11 protein-coding genes are annotated in these 15,652 nt (G+C 57.3%); 6 read left to right on the forward strand and 5 right to left on the reverse strand.

What is annotated here, in order from left to right:
- Positions 1 to 685: 685 nt before the first annotated feature.
- Together ACVI1L_RS23145 and ACVI1L_RS23150 are read left to right on the forward strand one after the other, a co-directional pair.
- Positions 686 to 2,167, forward strand: coding sequence for a pentapeptide repeat-containing protein (locus ACVI1L_RS23145; RefSeq protein ID WP_456783855.1), 1,482 nt, complete (start codon positions 686 to 688; stop codon positions 2,165 to 2,167).
- 201 nt (positions 2,168 to 2,368) lie between these two features.
- Positions 2,369 to 3,250 carry a pantoate--beta-alanine ligase gene (locus tag ACVI1L_RS23150; protein WP_253640741.1) on the forward strand — a complete coding sequence of 294 codons (882 nt, stop codon included), beginning with the start codon at positions 2,369 to 2,371 and terminating at the stop codon, positions 3,248 to 3,250.
- A 761-nt stretch (positions 3,251 to 4,011) separates the two neighbouring features.
- Here the strand turns inward: ACVI1L_RS23150 and ACVI1L_RS23155 are convergent.
- The 3 genes from ACVI1L_RS23155 to ACVI1L_RS23165 form a co-directional block, all read right to left on the reverse strand.
- Positions 4,012 to 4,596 carry an anthranilate synthase component II gene (locus tag ACVI1L_RS23155; RefSeq protein WP_456783856.1) on the reverse strand — a complete coding sequence of 195 codons (585 nt, stop codon included), beginning with the start codon at positions 4,594 to 4,596 and terminating at the stop codon, positions 4,012 to 4,014.
- A complete protein-coding gene (gene pabB, locus ACVI1L_RS23160; RefSeq protein ID WP_456783857.1) occupies positions 4,593 to 5,987 on the reverse strand; it encodes an aminodeoxychorismate synthase component I in 1,395 nt (464 codons plus the stop codon). The genes ACVI1L_RS23155 and pabB overlap by 4 nt, the downstream gene beginning before the upstream one ends.
- Before the next feature lie 114 nt (positions 5,988 to 6,101).
- Complete coding sequence (locus ACVI1L_RS23165; RefSeq protein WP_456783858.1) at positions 6,102 to 6,461, reverse strand: Dabb family protein; 360 nt, start codon at positions 6,459 to 6,461, stop codon at positions 6,102 to 6,104.
- Between the two features lie 444 nt (positions 6,462 to 6,905).
- Here ACVI1L_RS23165 and panD point away from each other — a divergent pair, with 444 nt between their 5' ends.
- The 4 genes from panD to ACVI1L_RS23185 all read left to right on the forward strand — a co-directional run bounded on the left by panD (position 6,906) and on the right by ACVI1L_RS23185 (position 11,715).
- Positions 6,906 to 7,307, forward strand: a complete 402-nt coding sequence (gene panD / locus ACVI1L_RS23170) for an aspartate 1-decarboxylase (protein WP_456783859.1) — start codon at positions 6,906 to 6,908, stop codon at positions 7,305 to 7,307.
- Positions 7,308 to 8,179: 872 nt separating this feature from the next.
- Positions 8,180 to 8,815: a dethiobiotin synthase gene (locus ACVI1L_RS23175; protein ID WP_253640736.1), complete on the forward strand. Its 636-nt coding sequence runs from the start codon at positions 8,180 to 8,182 to the stop codon at positions 8,813 to 8,815.
- Positions 8,816 to 9,035: 220 nt separating this feature from the next.
- Positions 9,036 to 10,490: a hypothetical protein gene (locus ACVI1L_RS23180; RefSeq protein ID WP_456783860.1), complete on the forward strand. Its 1,455-nt coding sequence runs from the start codon at positions 9,036 to 9,038 to the stop codon at positions 10,488 to 10,490.
- 19 nt (positions 10,491 to 10,509) lie between these two features.
- Positions 10,510 to 11,715: a phospholipase effector Tle1 domain-containing protein gene (locus ACVI1L_RS23185; RefSeq protein ID WP_456783861.1), complete on the forward strand. Its 1,206-nt coding sequence runs from the start codon at positions 10,510 to 10,512 to the stop codon at positions 11,713 to 11,715.
- Positions 11,716 to 11,854: 139 nt separating this feature from the next.
- Here ACVI1L_RS23185 and ACVI1L_RS23190 read toward each other — a convergent pair whose 3' ends face one another.
- Together ACVI1L_RS23190 and ACVI1L_RS23195 are read right to left on the reverse strand one after the other, a co-directional pair.
- Positions 11,855 to 13,810, reverse strand: a complete 1,956-nt coding sequence (locus ACVI1L_RS23190; protein ID WP_456783862.1) for a hypothetical protein — start codon at positions 13,808 to 13,810, stop codon at positions 11,855 to 11,857.
- On the reverse strand, positions 13,810 to 15,606 hold the full coding sequence (locus ACVI1L_RS23195; protein ID WP_456783863.1) for a DEAD/DEAH box helicase: 1,797 nt from the start codon (positions 15,604 to 15,606) through the stop codon (positions 13,810 to 13,812). Before ACVI1L_RS23195 ends, ACVI1L_RS23190 begins: the two co-directional genes overlap by 1 nt.
- Positions 15,607 to 15,652 lie beyond the last annotated feature (46 nt).

The following is a 15,652-nucleotide window of genomic DNA, read 5'->3' on the forward strand; positions in this document are numbered from 1 at the left end:
CCACTCGACCTCGTACACTGTTTCGCTAACTATACGCCTGGAACGTGCCGAATTCCTTGACTGCCGGAACCTTCTCGGCCATCGCGCGTCTCGCGAGCAAGCTCGGAACCTGGTTTCTTGCGATCTCCTCGCGAACCTGGTGCGATCCCCGACAAGCGTCGGCTTTTGTCAGGTTCAAAACAGCTGGGGGCGATCCGGCGATCTCGATTTCATCGCATTTATTCAGCCCCTTATTACAGCTGATCGGCTGGCACGGTCATTGCTCAGGTACTGCCGAGTACGGCGCTACATAAGCGATCGCTTTCGGCCGCAAGCCGTGGCTTCATTCTGGGAAGCAAGATTGAGAGCTTCTCGCATTCGGTTGACGGATGGACTTCGACTGGGAGAGACGAATCGGGTGTTTGAGCATATCAGAAAAGTCAAACGAGCTTGTGTTGGCGACCTCGGTGGCCCCCGGTGAGCAACAATCGCCAACAAGGCGGTGATGGACGGCCATGATGCATTCAGTCGACGAGCACACGGCCTACGGATGGGAAGGCCCGCCGCGAACTTGCTACGTCATCGGCACGTCGAGGCTTTGATTTGGCAGCCGGCGATGGCACGAATCGTATGGCGTATCGGCGTTTGCCGAGTAACAAGTGCTAAAAAAGCCCACTCTTAATCCGGGCAAGACGGAATCGTCGACATGTCGCAAACGATCGGCGCTAACTGCGTGTGCAGCGCGAATCAAGAATCAGAAGACCGGAGCGGGACGACAGACAATTTTTCATCGGATGGAGAGTTCGTTCGATACTGGAGCCGAGCTGCTGATCGGCTACGTGCGGTGGTGGCCGTCGGGAAGCGAACTGAAGAGGTGATCAGGAGGACCGGGATTGGATTGCAGCTATCCTCAGAGGACTTCAGCGGTCTCGACCTATCCGATTTTCCGTTGCGGCGCTGCACCCTCAATCGCGCGCAACTCTACGGAGCAAAGCTGGATCGGGCAGACCTTTCTGGAGCGAACCTGATCTGTCCCGGGCTAGAGAGAGCAAGCTTCCGTGGGGCCAAGCTGGACTTTGCGTATATGCACGCGATTGCGGCACAGGTGTGCAACTTCGACGATGCCAGTCTGCGCAATGTAGTTGATGCGACCGGTGGTCTGTTCCACGGTTGCAGTATGAAGAGGACGCGTTTTGACAACGCGATGCTCAGTGGACTTCTCGTCTATCAGTGCGACGCGAGTCATGCTGTATTCGATGGGGCGGAATTGCAAGGTTCAACTCTTAATGAGTGCTTCCTTTCTTCGGTTTCCTTCCGCTTTGCCAAATTGAGCCAGGTCACGATCACGAAGGCATATCTGGCGGCTTGCTCGTTCTTCCAGTCGAAGGGAGATTGTCTATCGATCATGCGCCCCACCTCGGTCGATGGCCTTATCCTGGAAGGCGCTCATCTTCCGTATCTGAGACTCTCAAAGGTGAGCGGGCGGATTAAGGCGAGGGCCCTGAGCGCACCGTTCGCTGATCTGCACCTGTCAAACCTTTCAAAAGCGGAGCTTGAACAGGCAGATTTCACGGAGGCGCGGCTCCTGTCCGTAAACCTGTCCGAGGCGAACCTCATCGGCGCCGTATTGAACGGTGTGTCAATTCGTTCCTGTCAGCTCGATGGAGCGGACCTGTCCCGGGCATCAGGCGAAAGCATTTCGATAACAGAAAGCACGATGCGCGCCGCCAAGTTCACGGGTTTTCGTGGCCGCTGTGCGTTTATGCGTGACTGCGATCTCGAGAATGCAGATTTGTCACAGGCTTACCTCTACAGGTCGATGCTTACCGGTGATCCCCCGCAATCCATGGCATTGGATCGCGCAAACTTCCAGGGATCCAATCTGGTTCAAGCATATCTCGCGGCGGGAATGACCGAGAGTAACCTGGAGGCAACGCGCGTCGCATACATCCGCGCGAACCAATCGTCCTTGCGCGACGCGAACCTGAGTGGGATCTCGCCGTTCCAGGCCAGCTTCGTAAAGGTCGATTTTTCGGGTGTCAAGATAACCACATTCGAGCCACCGTTCTTTGCAGACCGATGCCCAGGACTGAAAGCCGCTCTGAAGCATGATCCGCCGGGCGAGCCAACAGAGTATCTCGCCGGATTTTCATCGTTGATGAAACGCAGTCGAGAAGGGTCAACTTGACGCTTTGGGAAAACGAGCGATGAACGGGGGAAGAGACAACGCTATTAGCTTGGCCAGGTTGGGCAGAATGCCCATGCGGCCGACGTGAAACTTTCGTCCCGGCGCAGCGCGCGATCCGTCGGTGCAGCACGCAGAACGTATCTTCCGTGACTAGGCGATCGGAGAAGCTTTGTTTCATTCAGAAGAACTGGAGTAAAACAGATGCATCTGGCGTCCCTTTCGGCTGGCAGAACCTTTCTTCGCGAAGTCGCGAGAACAGGGCAGACGATCGGCACGGTGCACACATTGGGCGCCCTGCACCGCGGTCATGCAGAACTGATCAGAAGGGCTGCAAGCGAAAATGACGTAGCAATTGTCACGGTATACCCGAACAAGAGCCAGTTTGAGCCGGGTGTTAGCTATGATTTCAATTTGGACGATGATATCGGGCTTGCGCTACGAGCGGGCGCAACTGCCGTGGTTTCGTCTAATGATGCCGAGATGTTTCCAGCAGGCTATCGAACGCTTATATCACAAGAGGACTATGATTTGCGTCTGGACGGGCCCCAGGAGCGCTTGAAGGAAGCCGTGACCGGTGCGATCCGCTGGATTTGCTATGCGCGACCAACCCGCAGCTACTTCGGACTCAAAGATATTGGTCAGGCGATCCTGGTGAAGCGCGCCGTCACCGACCTCCTTCTCGATTGTGAGATACGGTTTGTGCCGACGGTGAGATACAGGAACGGAGTGCCGATCTCGTCGCGATTGAGGCGGTTTAGCCGCTCCGAGCTTGACGAGCTGTCGTGCCTTTTCATGGCACTCGATCATGCGAGAAAACAGGTCACCCAGGGAACCTCGTGTGTCAGGAATCTGATCACGTCAGCTACATCTCTGATAGCGTTCCGAAAATTCAAACTCGATTTTATCCGAATCGTTGACGCCGAGAGCTTCGAAAATCTGGAACAGGTCAAGCTCCCCTTCATAATCGTCGGTGCAGCAATGGCTCATGGCATCAGGGTCTTCGATAGTATCTACGTTGCAGATCAGGATATGCTCCTGAATGGTCCTTCGGATATCTGGATTGATTTGCCTGAGCGGCCGTAGCCAGGCGATTACGCGTAGCTGACGCTTGAACGACAAGGTCGAGCGGGCGCAGCCGGGAGAGCCATACACGCGACGTCAACTCTGGCTTTCCGCGCTGCGATTCAGTTCTCGATTAATGCGATCTTTGACCCGACGGACCGCGAGAAGCTGCAATCTCGTTTGGGTCTTGCCACTGATCGTTTTGCCATCGATCTTGAAATTGTAGCGCCATTGGCCTGGCGATGCTTCCAGGATGCTGAATTGCACGCCTCTGTGCTGCATGAATGTTCTCAATTCCCATCCCACACGTTCCGCCAGTCCGGTGCCGCGTAGGCCGAGTGGAGATGATCTATGATTTCTCAATCAGAAGGACGTTGACCTAACCCTAAGAGAGCCGCCGATCCTGGAGGACCGGCGGCCAAGTCAAGGGAGGAAACGCCCTTAAGGGCAGCGGTAGCAAGACTACCGCAAGGCACCGCCAATCTCTTGGCGGATCTCGAGTAAATATTTTTGCGATTACGCCAGAGGGTAATCCGCCTGTTCATCGAAGGAGGTGATGCGCGGCTTTGCATTGGTGGTCTCAAGTAGTGCATTTGTGGCTGCGCTAAAAGAAAAAGTTGAGTACGCGGCGTACAAATTGAGCTCTTTCGCGCTTTTTCGCTCCATCTTCAACAGACCACAACTGTCTTTCACGACGTGCACCGAGCTCGTCCATCAAACGCAGCAGCTCGTCTTGTCTTCGGCGAGCCGATTTCTGGAGCTGTTAATAAAGGAGCTCTGGTTCACGCTCGAAAACTCTCCGCCAATCGCAAGAAATTCAAAAGTAGCAAATTACCGTCCTTAGTAAGTACGGACTCCGGGTGAAATTGCACCCCATAGGTTGGTTGATGCCGATGTGCCAAGGCCATGATCTCACCTTCATCTGAACGAGCTGTCACCATGAGATCCGGCGCGTCTGCTGGATTAAGTTCGACGACCAGAGAATGGTAGCGCCCCACGTAAAGGGGTGACGGGAGTCCTTTGAACAATCCGCCCCCTTCGTGCGTTACATGGGAACCCCGACCGTGCATGGGATGGCGTGCGCGGACCACGCATCCGCCGAACATGCTTCCAATGCACTGGTGCCCAAGACAGATGCCAAGCACGGGGATGCGCCCCGAAAGTTCGCGAACAACGGCAGTGGATATGCCGGCCTCGACTGGTGTGCAGGGACCGGGCGATATGACGATTGCTCGTGGCTGAAGTTCAACGAGATCGGTGACGGTGATCCTGTCGTTCCGGACGACTTTCGTCTCCGCGCCAAGCTTGCGAAAACAGCGCGCAATATTGAACACAAAGGAATCGTAATTATCGATGATGAAAATCAAAATGCACCGGCCGGATCGACACCAAAAGCGCCGAAGAGACTCTGCGCCTTCGCAAGCGTTTCCTCGTATTCGGCTTCAGGATTCGACATTGCCGTTATTCCACCCCCTGCATGAAACAAGGCTTGGTCGTCATTGATCATCACTGTGCGGATGGCAACGTTGGTTTCCATGCGTCCGTTGAATCCGATGAAGCCGATTGAGCCGCAATAGACCTCTCGGGCCACTTTCTCGATGTCCGCAATGATTTCCATGGCTCGCACCTTTGGAGCACCGGTCACGGATCCGCCAGGAAAGCAGGCGCGAAGCAGACTGACAGCATCTTGCCCTGCTGCGAGTGCGCCCGTGAGGACCGAGACGAGGTGGTGCACTGAGGCATAGGATTCGAGGGCGCACAGTGTTGAAACGTCAACCGAATCGTCTGTGCAAACGCGTGACAGATCGTTGCGCAGCAGATCGACGATCATGACGTTCTCCGCGCGGTCCTTTTCGGACGCAAGCAGGATTTCGGCCCGGCGGCGATCTTCCGCGTGATCCGCGGAACGCGCAATAGTTCCCTTAATAGGACGCGTTTCGACCTGTCGCCCGTCAAGTTTCAGAAATCGTTCAGGAGAGCTCGATGCAATCGTGAGCTTATCGTAGCGCAAGAGGGCAGCAAAAGGAGCTGGGTTTGATGACCGGAGCTGGCAATAGAATGTGACCGGATCGAACAGCGGCGACACCCTCGCATTGAAGCATTGCGCGATGTTCACCTGGAATATGTCCCCAGCCAGAATCAGTTCGATAACGTGTCGGATCGCTGCTATGTAGCCTTCACGGCTAAAGTTCGACTCCCACGCGCCCGCCCTAGCAGGAATTATAATCTGCGGCGACCTTGGTCTGGCAAGCAGCGCCGTAAACTCATCGGCCCGGCGACGCGCACGGTCGGCTCGTCGAGCAGGGTCCTGCTCCGGCCATCCTGTCGAGACGATCCAGCATCTGCGGTCGCGGTGATCGAAGCTGACCACCACGTCATAAAAATGTAGAATTGATTGAGGCAATCGGAGACAGGGAATTGATGGCCCTGGCAGCCGCTCCAGGGTTCGGTTCAGATCGTACGCGAAGAAGCCGGCAGCTCCCCCCTGGAACGGCGGGAGATCGGGCCGATGTGCTTCCCGGCATCTGACGAGAAGGTTGCGCAGCACCGCCCATGGATCGCCTGGAAGGACCTCCCCATGCCAGCTTGCCTGTCCTTCGGCGACCAAATAGGTACCGAACGGTTCGCAAGCCAAATATGAGTAACGTCCAAGCAGCTCGGGCCCAGCCGCGCTATCGAGAAAAGTAAGCTGCGGCCGCTGCGCAACGCATCGCAGCGCCTTGACAGGTTCAACCCAATGCAGCTCGCGGACGTGCATGGCTATGGATTGCCGAAGAGGGACAGCCTGTGAGGCCCGCGCCGATGGTCATGCCATTCCGAACGAGGGCAATTTCCGTTCGATACGTACAAACCCTTGAGGCCGATCATCAAGCTACTCATGGCGGGCTCGTCTCACGGGCCGAGCGAGCTGCCCTAGTCCAGCAGTTCCGGCGAAATGCACGTCTGTTGATAGCTCGTAGTCTGCAGCAAAGCGCATCTCCCGAAGTGGCCGTACGCACCGGATCGCTTCTTGATACAAACCGTGCGTTTTGTACGCAGCAAGATCCGCCTCGCTGTCAAACTCGCCGTACACCACGATGTCGATATCATTGCCAAGCTGATCGCTCTTGCGGTTGCGCGCGATCTCAAGCCGACGTGCATATGGGATTGACGTGAGAACCGATAGACCTTCTACGATTCGGTCGATATCGGCCTTGTCCCTGGCTGTGAAGAAGACGATGTGACGGATCATGGCGACCGCAAACGTGACGACCTAACCTGGCGGCGTTCTTATCCCGGGATCAAGCTCAACGCAACGCCGGAAGGGCATTGACAGCAGAACTCGTATTTGGCCGCTTGTGTCGATGGCCTTGTAGCGGAGCTCGCAGAATTTCTGGTTGATCAAGGTGTGTAAGTTGGCCGCACGTCAACGATCTGACTGTCAGCTGCACGACAGCACGGACCGTGGTGCTCGAGAGGTATGGTGTGGCTCGCGGACGGAATACATGATCGATTGAAGTACAGCACCATCCTCTTTGAACAGCGCGACTTCGATCTCCGCGGCGACTTGCTTTCGACCAGCATAATCCCGTAAGCCGGCCAGCACGCAATGCCGGGCTGGAAACGGGGGCAGGTCGGCAATCCTGTTAAAACCAGGCAGCAGTGCACTCCGCACAAACTTCAGGATGGGCAATCCATGCAGGTTACGTTGATGAAGGGAAAAATCCATCGCGCGTCGGTCACCCAATCCGACCTGCACTATGAAGGCTCGATTTCGATAGATCGCGCGTTGCTGGATGCGGCGGGATTCCTCATCAACGAGCGCGTCGAAATCTACAATATCGAAACTGGAGCGCGGTTCGCCACCTATGTGATTGAGGCCCCTATGGGATCGGGAACAATAGGCTTGAATGGAGCGGCTGCACGGCTCGCAATGCCTGGCGACAAGGTGATCATCGTTGCATATGCGTCTTTTGACGAGGAGGAGGCCAACGAATTCAAGCCGCGCGTTGTGCTGGTTGATCGGGAGAATCATATTTGTCGACCTGAAAGCGCAAACGGTGGCCCGGGAGCCGGCGTGGCCGTCGCGAACCGATAGAGCTCTACGCGAGTCCGCGCTCACCAGGAGACGAACGATGAGCGACCGGCCAACGTCGCCGCTTTTGTCTCAAATAAGTCAAATGGTTGAGCAGTTTCAGACCGGTGACGGAACTAAAATCCGCCTCGACGATAGGTCTGCGCTGGATAGCGCGTCACCGCTAAATTCATTCGGGTGGAGGCGGGTGGCGTAGGGATGGGCCCAGGAGCCGATTCTGCGCGGCGATAGGGGAAGCACAAAAATTGGTCGCGGCGGAAGTGGGCCAGCTGCTTCTTGATGCCTATGCGATGAACCGCCCGGCCTGCTCGGCGCTTCGATCGATATTCGCGTACAGGGCCGGAGCGCGCAGATGACTCGTAGCAGCCTGGTATGCGTCGACGCCCATTTCCGACAAGACGATCGCCATTGGTGATACCAACCAGGTGAACCCCCGGCCGTCGTTCGAAGCGTACAGTTTTGCATCTATCAGGACACACTCTGACAAAGGGGGGCTGCTTTCGTACGGCGCGGACAAAATTTGTGTGCCGGAAACAATCTTGACCTGTCACAACGAATGGCACGCAACTCAGGGAAGAGCCATCGCATGCACGCTCAAGGCGCATGGTCAATCTAGTCATGCGGAGCAGGTCTTTCTGGGGCAGGTCTTTGGGAGCGAACACGAGATGCATCTTCCATGATTGCGGCCGCCTTGGCCTGGAGAAAGAAACAGCCGCAAGTGCGCGCCGGACGCTTTGCTCAACCTTAAAGGCTGGGCCGTGCGCCGAATGCAGGCTTTCGATCGTCTAGAAGGTCAGGCGATCCTCTTAACGAACCGAGATTGTTGTGGAGGTTGAGTTGCGCGCACCGCTGGAGATGACGTGAGTGCAAGGTCGATGAGCCTGCAGAGAATAGTGGTGAGCGGTACAGGTGCCGGGGTCGGAAAGACGGTGTTCTGCGCTGGACTTGTTAATCTTCTCGGCGCGAAGTTCTGGAAACCAGTTCAAGCCGGTCTCGAGGGAGAAACCGACAGCGAGCGCGTCCGTCGTCTTGGGAATCTTCCATTGAACCGCATCGTGCCTGAGCGCTACCGACTGCCGGCGATCGTTTCGCCCGACTGTTCTTCAGCGATTGACGAAGTGCGCATCAACATCGATTCGCTGGACGTGCCGGATCCCGGAGAGTATCCGCTTGTGATCGAAGGAGCCGGCGGACTGATGGACCCGCTCAATTGCAGCTCGCTTTACATTGACGTGCTGGAGAGATGGCGACTTCCTGTCGTGCTCTGCGCTAGCACAAGTATGGAGACGGTCAATTGTGCGCTGCTGTCCATAGATGCGCTCCGAAGGCGCCAGATCGATATTCTTGGAATAGCCCTCGTTGGTGAAAAGAATTCGGATGTTACGAAAGCAATTTGCGAGATTGGCCGGGTGCGGTGGTTAGGACGGCTGCCCTGGATTGCTCCGTTGTCGGCAGACACGCTGCAAGCTGCGTTCAGGGCTTCCTTCCGGCATGATGATTTCAAGCCATGAGGCTCCGCTTTGTCTTTGCCGCCACTCTGCGCGGGAGCGGGTCTTCGGAGCTGGCCGCCATGACATTTGACCGCGGACGAATTTTCGCTTCAGGACCGCTCTCGCTGCCGGTTCGTCGGCAGCACCGATCCCACGAGGGTTCAACTGGACAGGTTGGCTTGCGTGACGGACGCAACCCCTGGTAAATGGCGCCGACTATTCGGGCTGTCGGGGAGGGCGAATGACGAGATCGCTGTTCGTTGCGATGTACACGATTATGCTGACGAGTGTGTTGCTATGCTCACCGACGAAAGCCCGACAGCACACGGCTGCGGTTGATGGCCCGCTCCTCCCTGGGCAGGGCCCCGCGCCCGAGCAACCGCGCGCGGATCAGCTGGATCAGAAGCCCGCAGCTGCCGAGGCTCCGGCTGTCGCCGCGTCCCGCGACCCTCAAAAGCAGTGCGTTAAGCCTGGCGAATTTGCCGTGGAGCTTAGGTCAGGCCGCAATCCGGTTGGCGCCCCCCTCGTGCTCGCCACGAATTTTCTTCCTACAAATCAGCGCGTGGACATCGGAGTTCGTGCGCCATTCGTCGATGGCGCGCGATACTTTGCCGGAATCGACTACGGCGATCAGACTTATATCTTCAAGCGACAAGACGCTGTGACACGCCGCGCGACGGATTTGGATCCGCTGGTGCAGAAGCATCTGCTCGAGCCCGATCAGACAATCGTTACGCTGAACATGGCCGATGACCTTGCGTGGTTTTGGAGCAGGGTCGATTTGTACCTCTACACGTGTAACAGTCCGGTTGGTCAATCTCCCTGGCGGGTATCGTCCGTGAGTGTCAGGCTCAGTCCGTACTGGTTCAGCATCTTCTCGGTATTCGCAGAGGTCCTCGTTCTTTACCTTTGGATTGCGTTTGCTCTGAGAAAACAGGATCACACGTTTGGTTCGTTTCTGCGAGCATTAAGTCCCGCTCAGGTCTGCGCAGGTCCGGATGGGAAGGGTAGTCTTTCGACGTTCCAGACACTTGCATTCTCGCTGGCCGTTGCCGCCCTCATAACTCTGCTGCTGTTGCAGACAGGAACTCTTGTCGACCTCTCTGCCTCAATCCTGGCGCTGCTCGGCATTAGCGGCATCGGAGCCACAATCGCCAAAGGTACCGACAGCCAGCGCAATACGCTCTCAGCTGATAACCGGGCATGGCTCCTGCGACATGGCTGGATACCCATGGCGAAGACTGTCGTTGACCCGGCAAACGCAACCTGGCGGGATTTCTTCACCACGGACGGGGCCTTTGACGTGTACCGTTATCAGAGCTTCATATTTGGTCTGGTTGTAATTGGCGGTCTGATCGCTGCGGGTGTCAATCAGTTGTCGACATTCGTCGTTCCGGGTACGATTCTCGGCATCGTTGGTCTCAGTCAGGTTGTCTACATTGGTGGGAAACTCGTAACCCCGACCAACATCTCCGACCTTAACGCCGCTATCGCAGGCCTTCGCTCTGAAGAGCAAAAGCTCAAGGGCATTCTTGCAAAAAAGCCGGGAGAGGTGGCAAGCCTCGCTGAAGCTATTCCACTGATCGGTCAGGATGCCTATGACACGTTCCGGCAGAAGATGAGGGACGTTGCTGCAATTTTCACGGATGCTACCGGCATTGTCATCGCAGAATCGTCGATCGATCTTCTGGTGTGACCTGAGAGGAAAACCGAACGTGGCCAAGAACATCCTGCTGTTCGCTGACGGCACCGGAAACGAAGGCGGTCTGCTGCCAGACGAGAGCCGGACCAATGTCTATAAACTGTACCGGGCGACGCGGACAGGTCCTGACTCGATCATCGACCCCAGAAAGCAGCTAGCGCTCTACGTTCCAGGAATAGGAACGCCGGCACCAGGATATGACAGTCGCTGGCGCCGGTTCAAGGAAACGCTCCAGCAGATGTTTGGGTTCGGCATCACCAAGAAGATCATCGATTGCTACACGGCCATCATCGGCGTGTGGGAGCCGGGGGATCGCATCTACCTGTTCGGCTTCAGCCGGGGTGCCTACACGGCCAGGTGCCTCGCCCATGTACTGGAGCTCTGCGGCATTCCGAGACAGGAGCGGAGTGGGCAATCGATCAGCCTCGATCCAAAATCGCTGCGGCGCGTGGCCGGTGAGGCCGTTGCCTGCGTCTATCGTCTCGGAATGCCGCGCAGCGGAGCAGAGGCGGACAAGCGAGCGGAGCAGTTCCGGTCGGCGTACAAAGCAGAAGCTGGACGCGCCGCCGGTGCTTCCGCCTATTTCATCGGGATATGGGATGCAGTCGCGGCGATAGGCTGGCAACGGATCTTTCCCGATTGGGCGTACGACCGCCATTTCCCTTCCGATGTTCAGTACGCACGGCATCTGCAATCGATCGACGAAGGGCGTAAGGATTTCAAGCGCGTCCCATGGGGAGGAAGCGGGACCGTTACGTGGCCCGACAGGCACGGCGAACCCGAGCAATTCGATCAGATCTGGTTCGCCGGCAATCACGCTGACGTCGGCGGAAGCTATCCAGAAAACGAATCACGTTTATCAGACGTCACGCTCGCTTGGATGGTGGAATTCATTGCTGAAAAAATTCCAGAACCTGGCCGCGTCCTCGTCGACAGGAATCTGCTGCGGCTCTATCCATCAGCGGATGGAATGATGCACGATGAATGCATGGTCGGAATGGGTGGAACGGCCCTCCATTGGTCCAAGGCGTCCCGTGAAGTCCCTGACACCGCGCAGCTTCACGATACCGTCTACGAACGACTTGCCATGAAATCTGTGCGCAACTACACGAGCTTCGGCCCGTACAGACCGGTCGCCCTGCGGAAGCATTTGGAAGCGAAAAAATACTTCGAAGATGACGTTAGCCGCGGCGATGGCTCAGTTGCCGCATCGTCGTAAGGCGCGGCTCTATCTTGCGGAAGCGAATGGCTGTGCGAGCGCTCGAGAATATGTCCCGGACGGCTGTTTATGCGTCAGCTGGCAGCCGTAATCGGTTCTCGACGCAGTGGGGCGGATAATTCGATATAGGCCGCAACACCTACTCAACGAATATTTCTGTCTTGAGCCGCCGTACCAGTTCGGCTTCCCAGCCGTTGACCATGCTGCCCGACTTGAGGAACGCATCACCGACGGAAAGCAGGTAGCGCTCTTCGTTGGTCCGAAACACGGGTTTGGGGCGCCATTGCTCGATCGGAGCAGCCGTCGACGCAGCCAATTCCAGTATCAAGTCAAGATGACAAGACCGACCCTTGCGCTTGGTCAGATCGTGTTCGTTCTCGCTCTGGACGATGGTAAAGGCCACCGGCCTAAACTGCGTAGCTTTCAGAGCTGCGAAAAGATTGACCCAGGCTGCCGGCTCGCGGTTCGCGTAGCTGAAGACCAAGCGGCCGTCGGTCTTCAAGGTTCGATGAAACTCCTTGAAGATGGTTGTCAGGACATCACGATATCGCCTGTGCTCGTTGAGCTCTTGCGTATGCGGAATCTTGACAGCTTCACCCTTGTTGCGGCGCTTCCCAAGCTTTGCCCAAGTTCGAAACGGTAGAGAAAGCTCGTGGTATTGGACGTCGTCGTAGTATGGGGGATCTGTCAGGATCAGATTCACAGACCTGTCAGGCATGAGCATTCGCTCTGAACTGCCGACGACGATTGTGGCGCCGGTCGCCGGAGTTTGGGACATTCGCCGTCTGGAAGACTTGAATATGGGCCGTGAATGTAGATCAACGCCAGCGGCTGCAAGCCACTCCGCGGCTTTTTCGAATGACACCAGGCGCCTGTTGACGGTTCCTCTGCCGGCAAGACCGGCTCCGAGCACGTTTGGCTCGGCGACGAATGTAGAAAAATTGAAGCGGTGCGAGGACATACTCTCGAAGCTCTTGAGATAAAACCTGTCCCACCGAGATAGGAAGCCTGCCATCTCCGTGCTCCCTAGCACGGCCATTTCTAGAGCCAGTTTGAGCTGAGGATTCTTGTTCGAACGAGCGAGGGTGAGCAGCCGCTCGATTACTACTCGCTGGCGACGGGGATAAAGATCTTCCCAATTTTTGAAGCCGTGTCTTAGCAGAACATTGGTTTCCGCGGCAGTCGGTATAGGCCCAAGCGTGCGACGCGGGGCCCATGACCTGGACGACGCTTGGGCCACTTCCTTGGCGGTTGGCTCGCTAATCTCGCGCCGGCTCTTATCAACCCGCTCGACGAGCGCTACCTCCCAGTTCCAGGACCGAGACGTTGCCCGGACTGAAACGGATTCCTCATGGGAACAGCGGGGGCACTTCACGATCCGATCTGTCAAATGCGTCGATCGAGGATTAACGGCCTCGCCGCACGTTGGGCATTCTGACAGTCGAGCGCGACTGCCAAGGAAAAGATGGCCATGCGAGCAGGCGAGGTAAGCTTTACCGGCTCGAAGCTCCTTTCTTTTCGTCAAAGACACGAGCGCATGAGGAAACAGCTTATGCTTGTAGCCGCAATTCGAGCAACGGGACGTGGCGACCCTGAGGGTTTGGCTGATCGTTGCGGGTGTGCCATCGGAAAACGTTGTGGCGTACGCTTGTCTCCACAGAGGATCCGAGGATAGTGCCAGTTCTTCGCGCGCGCTCTGCAGCAGCTCCTTGCCGGGCAAAGCCAGCATTGTAGCAAGCCCCTTGGCGACCCAAGGATTGAGATCTTGCGCGTAGACAGAAAATCCACGTCTCATTGCTGCAAGAGGAATGACGCCTCCGCCAGCGAATGGGTCTGCGACGACGATATCAGCGGACGCGTAGCCTGTTTCACGAGAGAAAGCGCCGAGCAATGCGTCGTTGACCGCTAACGTCCTGCGCGCCCACCAACGGTAGACACTCACGGGAGGAAGGTGTCGTTCGCGATTGCGGGTCTCAACCGCGACGGCGCTGCTGAGCGCTTTCTGGTTGATGTGCCGCAGAAGGCTTTGAATGGGCTGCGCAACCGAGGTGTGGTGTGCCGCACCTGCCGATCGACTTGGCGAGACGGTGGGCATCATTCACCGCGGACGTGTCTAAACAGCTCGGCGACGTCTTCGTCGCTGTCAATGACGCGGGCATAATCGTCTTCGTCCGGCAGGGCAATTGTGGCGATATCACCATCTTCGAGGATGGCGCCGAGCCGTTCCGCCTTCTCGCGGATGCGCGCATCAACGACCTCGTCGATTGAGTCCTCCGTGATGAGGAAAGTAATGCGCGTCGGCGTGTCTTCCGGCATCCCCAATCTGTGAATCCGGTCAACGCTTTGAAGGTATTGGCCAGCATTGAATGTCCGATCGAGATAGATCGCGTCATGACAGTGTTGGTGCAGGCTGACGCCTTCACTTGTCGCCGCCGGATTGGCGAGCAGGACCAGGCAATCAGGCGAGTGGCGGAACTTTTCGAGTTCATCCTCGCGTGTGCGAGGCGCATTCGGCTGAGAGACCTCGGATGGAATTCCGCCATGAATGACGGCGGGATCGTAGCGCGCGAAGGACCTCTCGAGTTGGGCGATGTTATGGACGAAGTTGGTCCAAACGAGCGTTTTCCGGTTGAGGTCGGCGTTTGCCTTCACGAGCTTTGTGAGCTCGATGATTTTTCGCGGAATTTCGTGATCTGAATATCGCGCGATCAAGTCAGCAAGGGAAGAGCCCGGCGGAATAGTCATCTGCGGGAAACGGAAGCCGCTGAGGTTCATGTCGGCCGGGGTGTCGTTGAGGAGTGCCGGGTTGGTTGCGGCTTCCAGGAGATACATGACAACGGCACCCATCCGCGCAAAATCGGTGCGCTCGCGACGGGTGACCGCAAATTGCCCCGCATATTGATTGCGGAGTGCCTCATAGATCTCACGTTGCAGGCCTTCGAGAGGAATCGTCAGGACAGTTTTCTCAGGTGCAGTGAGGCGAAGATCGGATTTGGTCGTGCGCACAAAAAAGGGGCGAACCGCGGCGGCTGCGATCGCAGTGACTTCGGGGGGTGGCTGGCGGCGGAACAACTGCTCCGGCAGAATGCGAAGCGCCTGGCCAGGCCAACTGAAGCTGAGCAGAGCTTGCAGGTCGCGCATGCTCTGCGGGGCCGGCGTTCCGGTCAGGACATCGCGACGAATGGCGAGATAGGCAAGATTGAGCGTAGTGGTGCCCCATTCGCCGGCTCGCCCCCTTTTCATGCGATGCGCTTCGTCGAGAATGGCATGACAGGGGCGTTCAGCAACCCACCGTGCAATATCGTCGTACGCGGTGGAAAGACGTTGGTAGTTCACCAGGCAGACCTCGGCGTCGGCTGGGATCTCGGTGCCATCGTAGCGGTGGACACGAAGCGGCTGGTCGAAGCAGTCCCGAGCTTCCGACGTCCAGGCGTCGTAGGCAGAAAGGGGGGCGACAACCAGTAACCGCTGAACTCGTTGAGCGAGCCTCTCCGCCTCGTAAAGCGCATAGGCGACGGTGGTTTTGCCAGCGCCGGGAACGGAGAAGTTAGCGCCGTGGTTGAGGACCAGCAGTTTGCCGAGATCACGAAGCTGGAAGTCTCGTAGCGGGCGCGTAAACCGACCGTTTTCGAGTCTGCGGGAGATCTCGTCAGCGGGAAGGGGAACGGCCCGGATCACCTGATCGAGTGCGATGCGCTCGGCGCGCGCGGCACGGACAAGCCTGCCAGCCGTCTCGTCCCACTCGATGGAAACGGCAAACCGTTGGCAGGCCGCAGGGAGCCAGTCCAAGCGTGAGAGGAAGCGCTCGGTCGGGACGGCGATCTCGACGGACGCGTTCGGCCCGTGGATGCCCCATTCAGCCAGCACCCTGGTCCAGAAAGCATCGGGCACGTGCGCACGCCGGGTGACCCTGAGTCCTGCTGCCGCCTGGTTGCGA

This window comes from Bradyrhizobium sp. USDA 4516 (assembly GCF_054055915.1).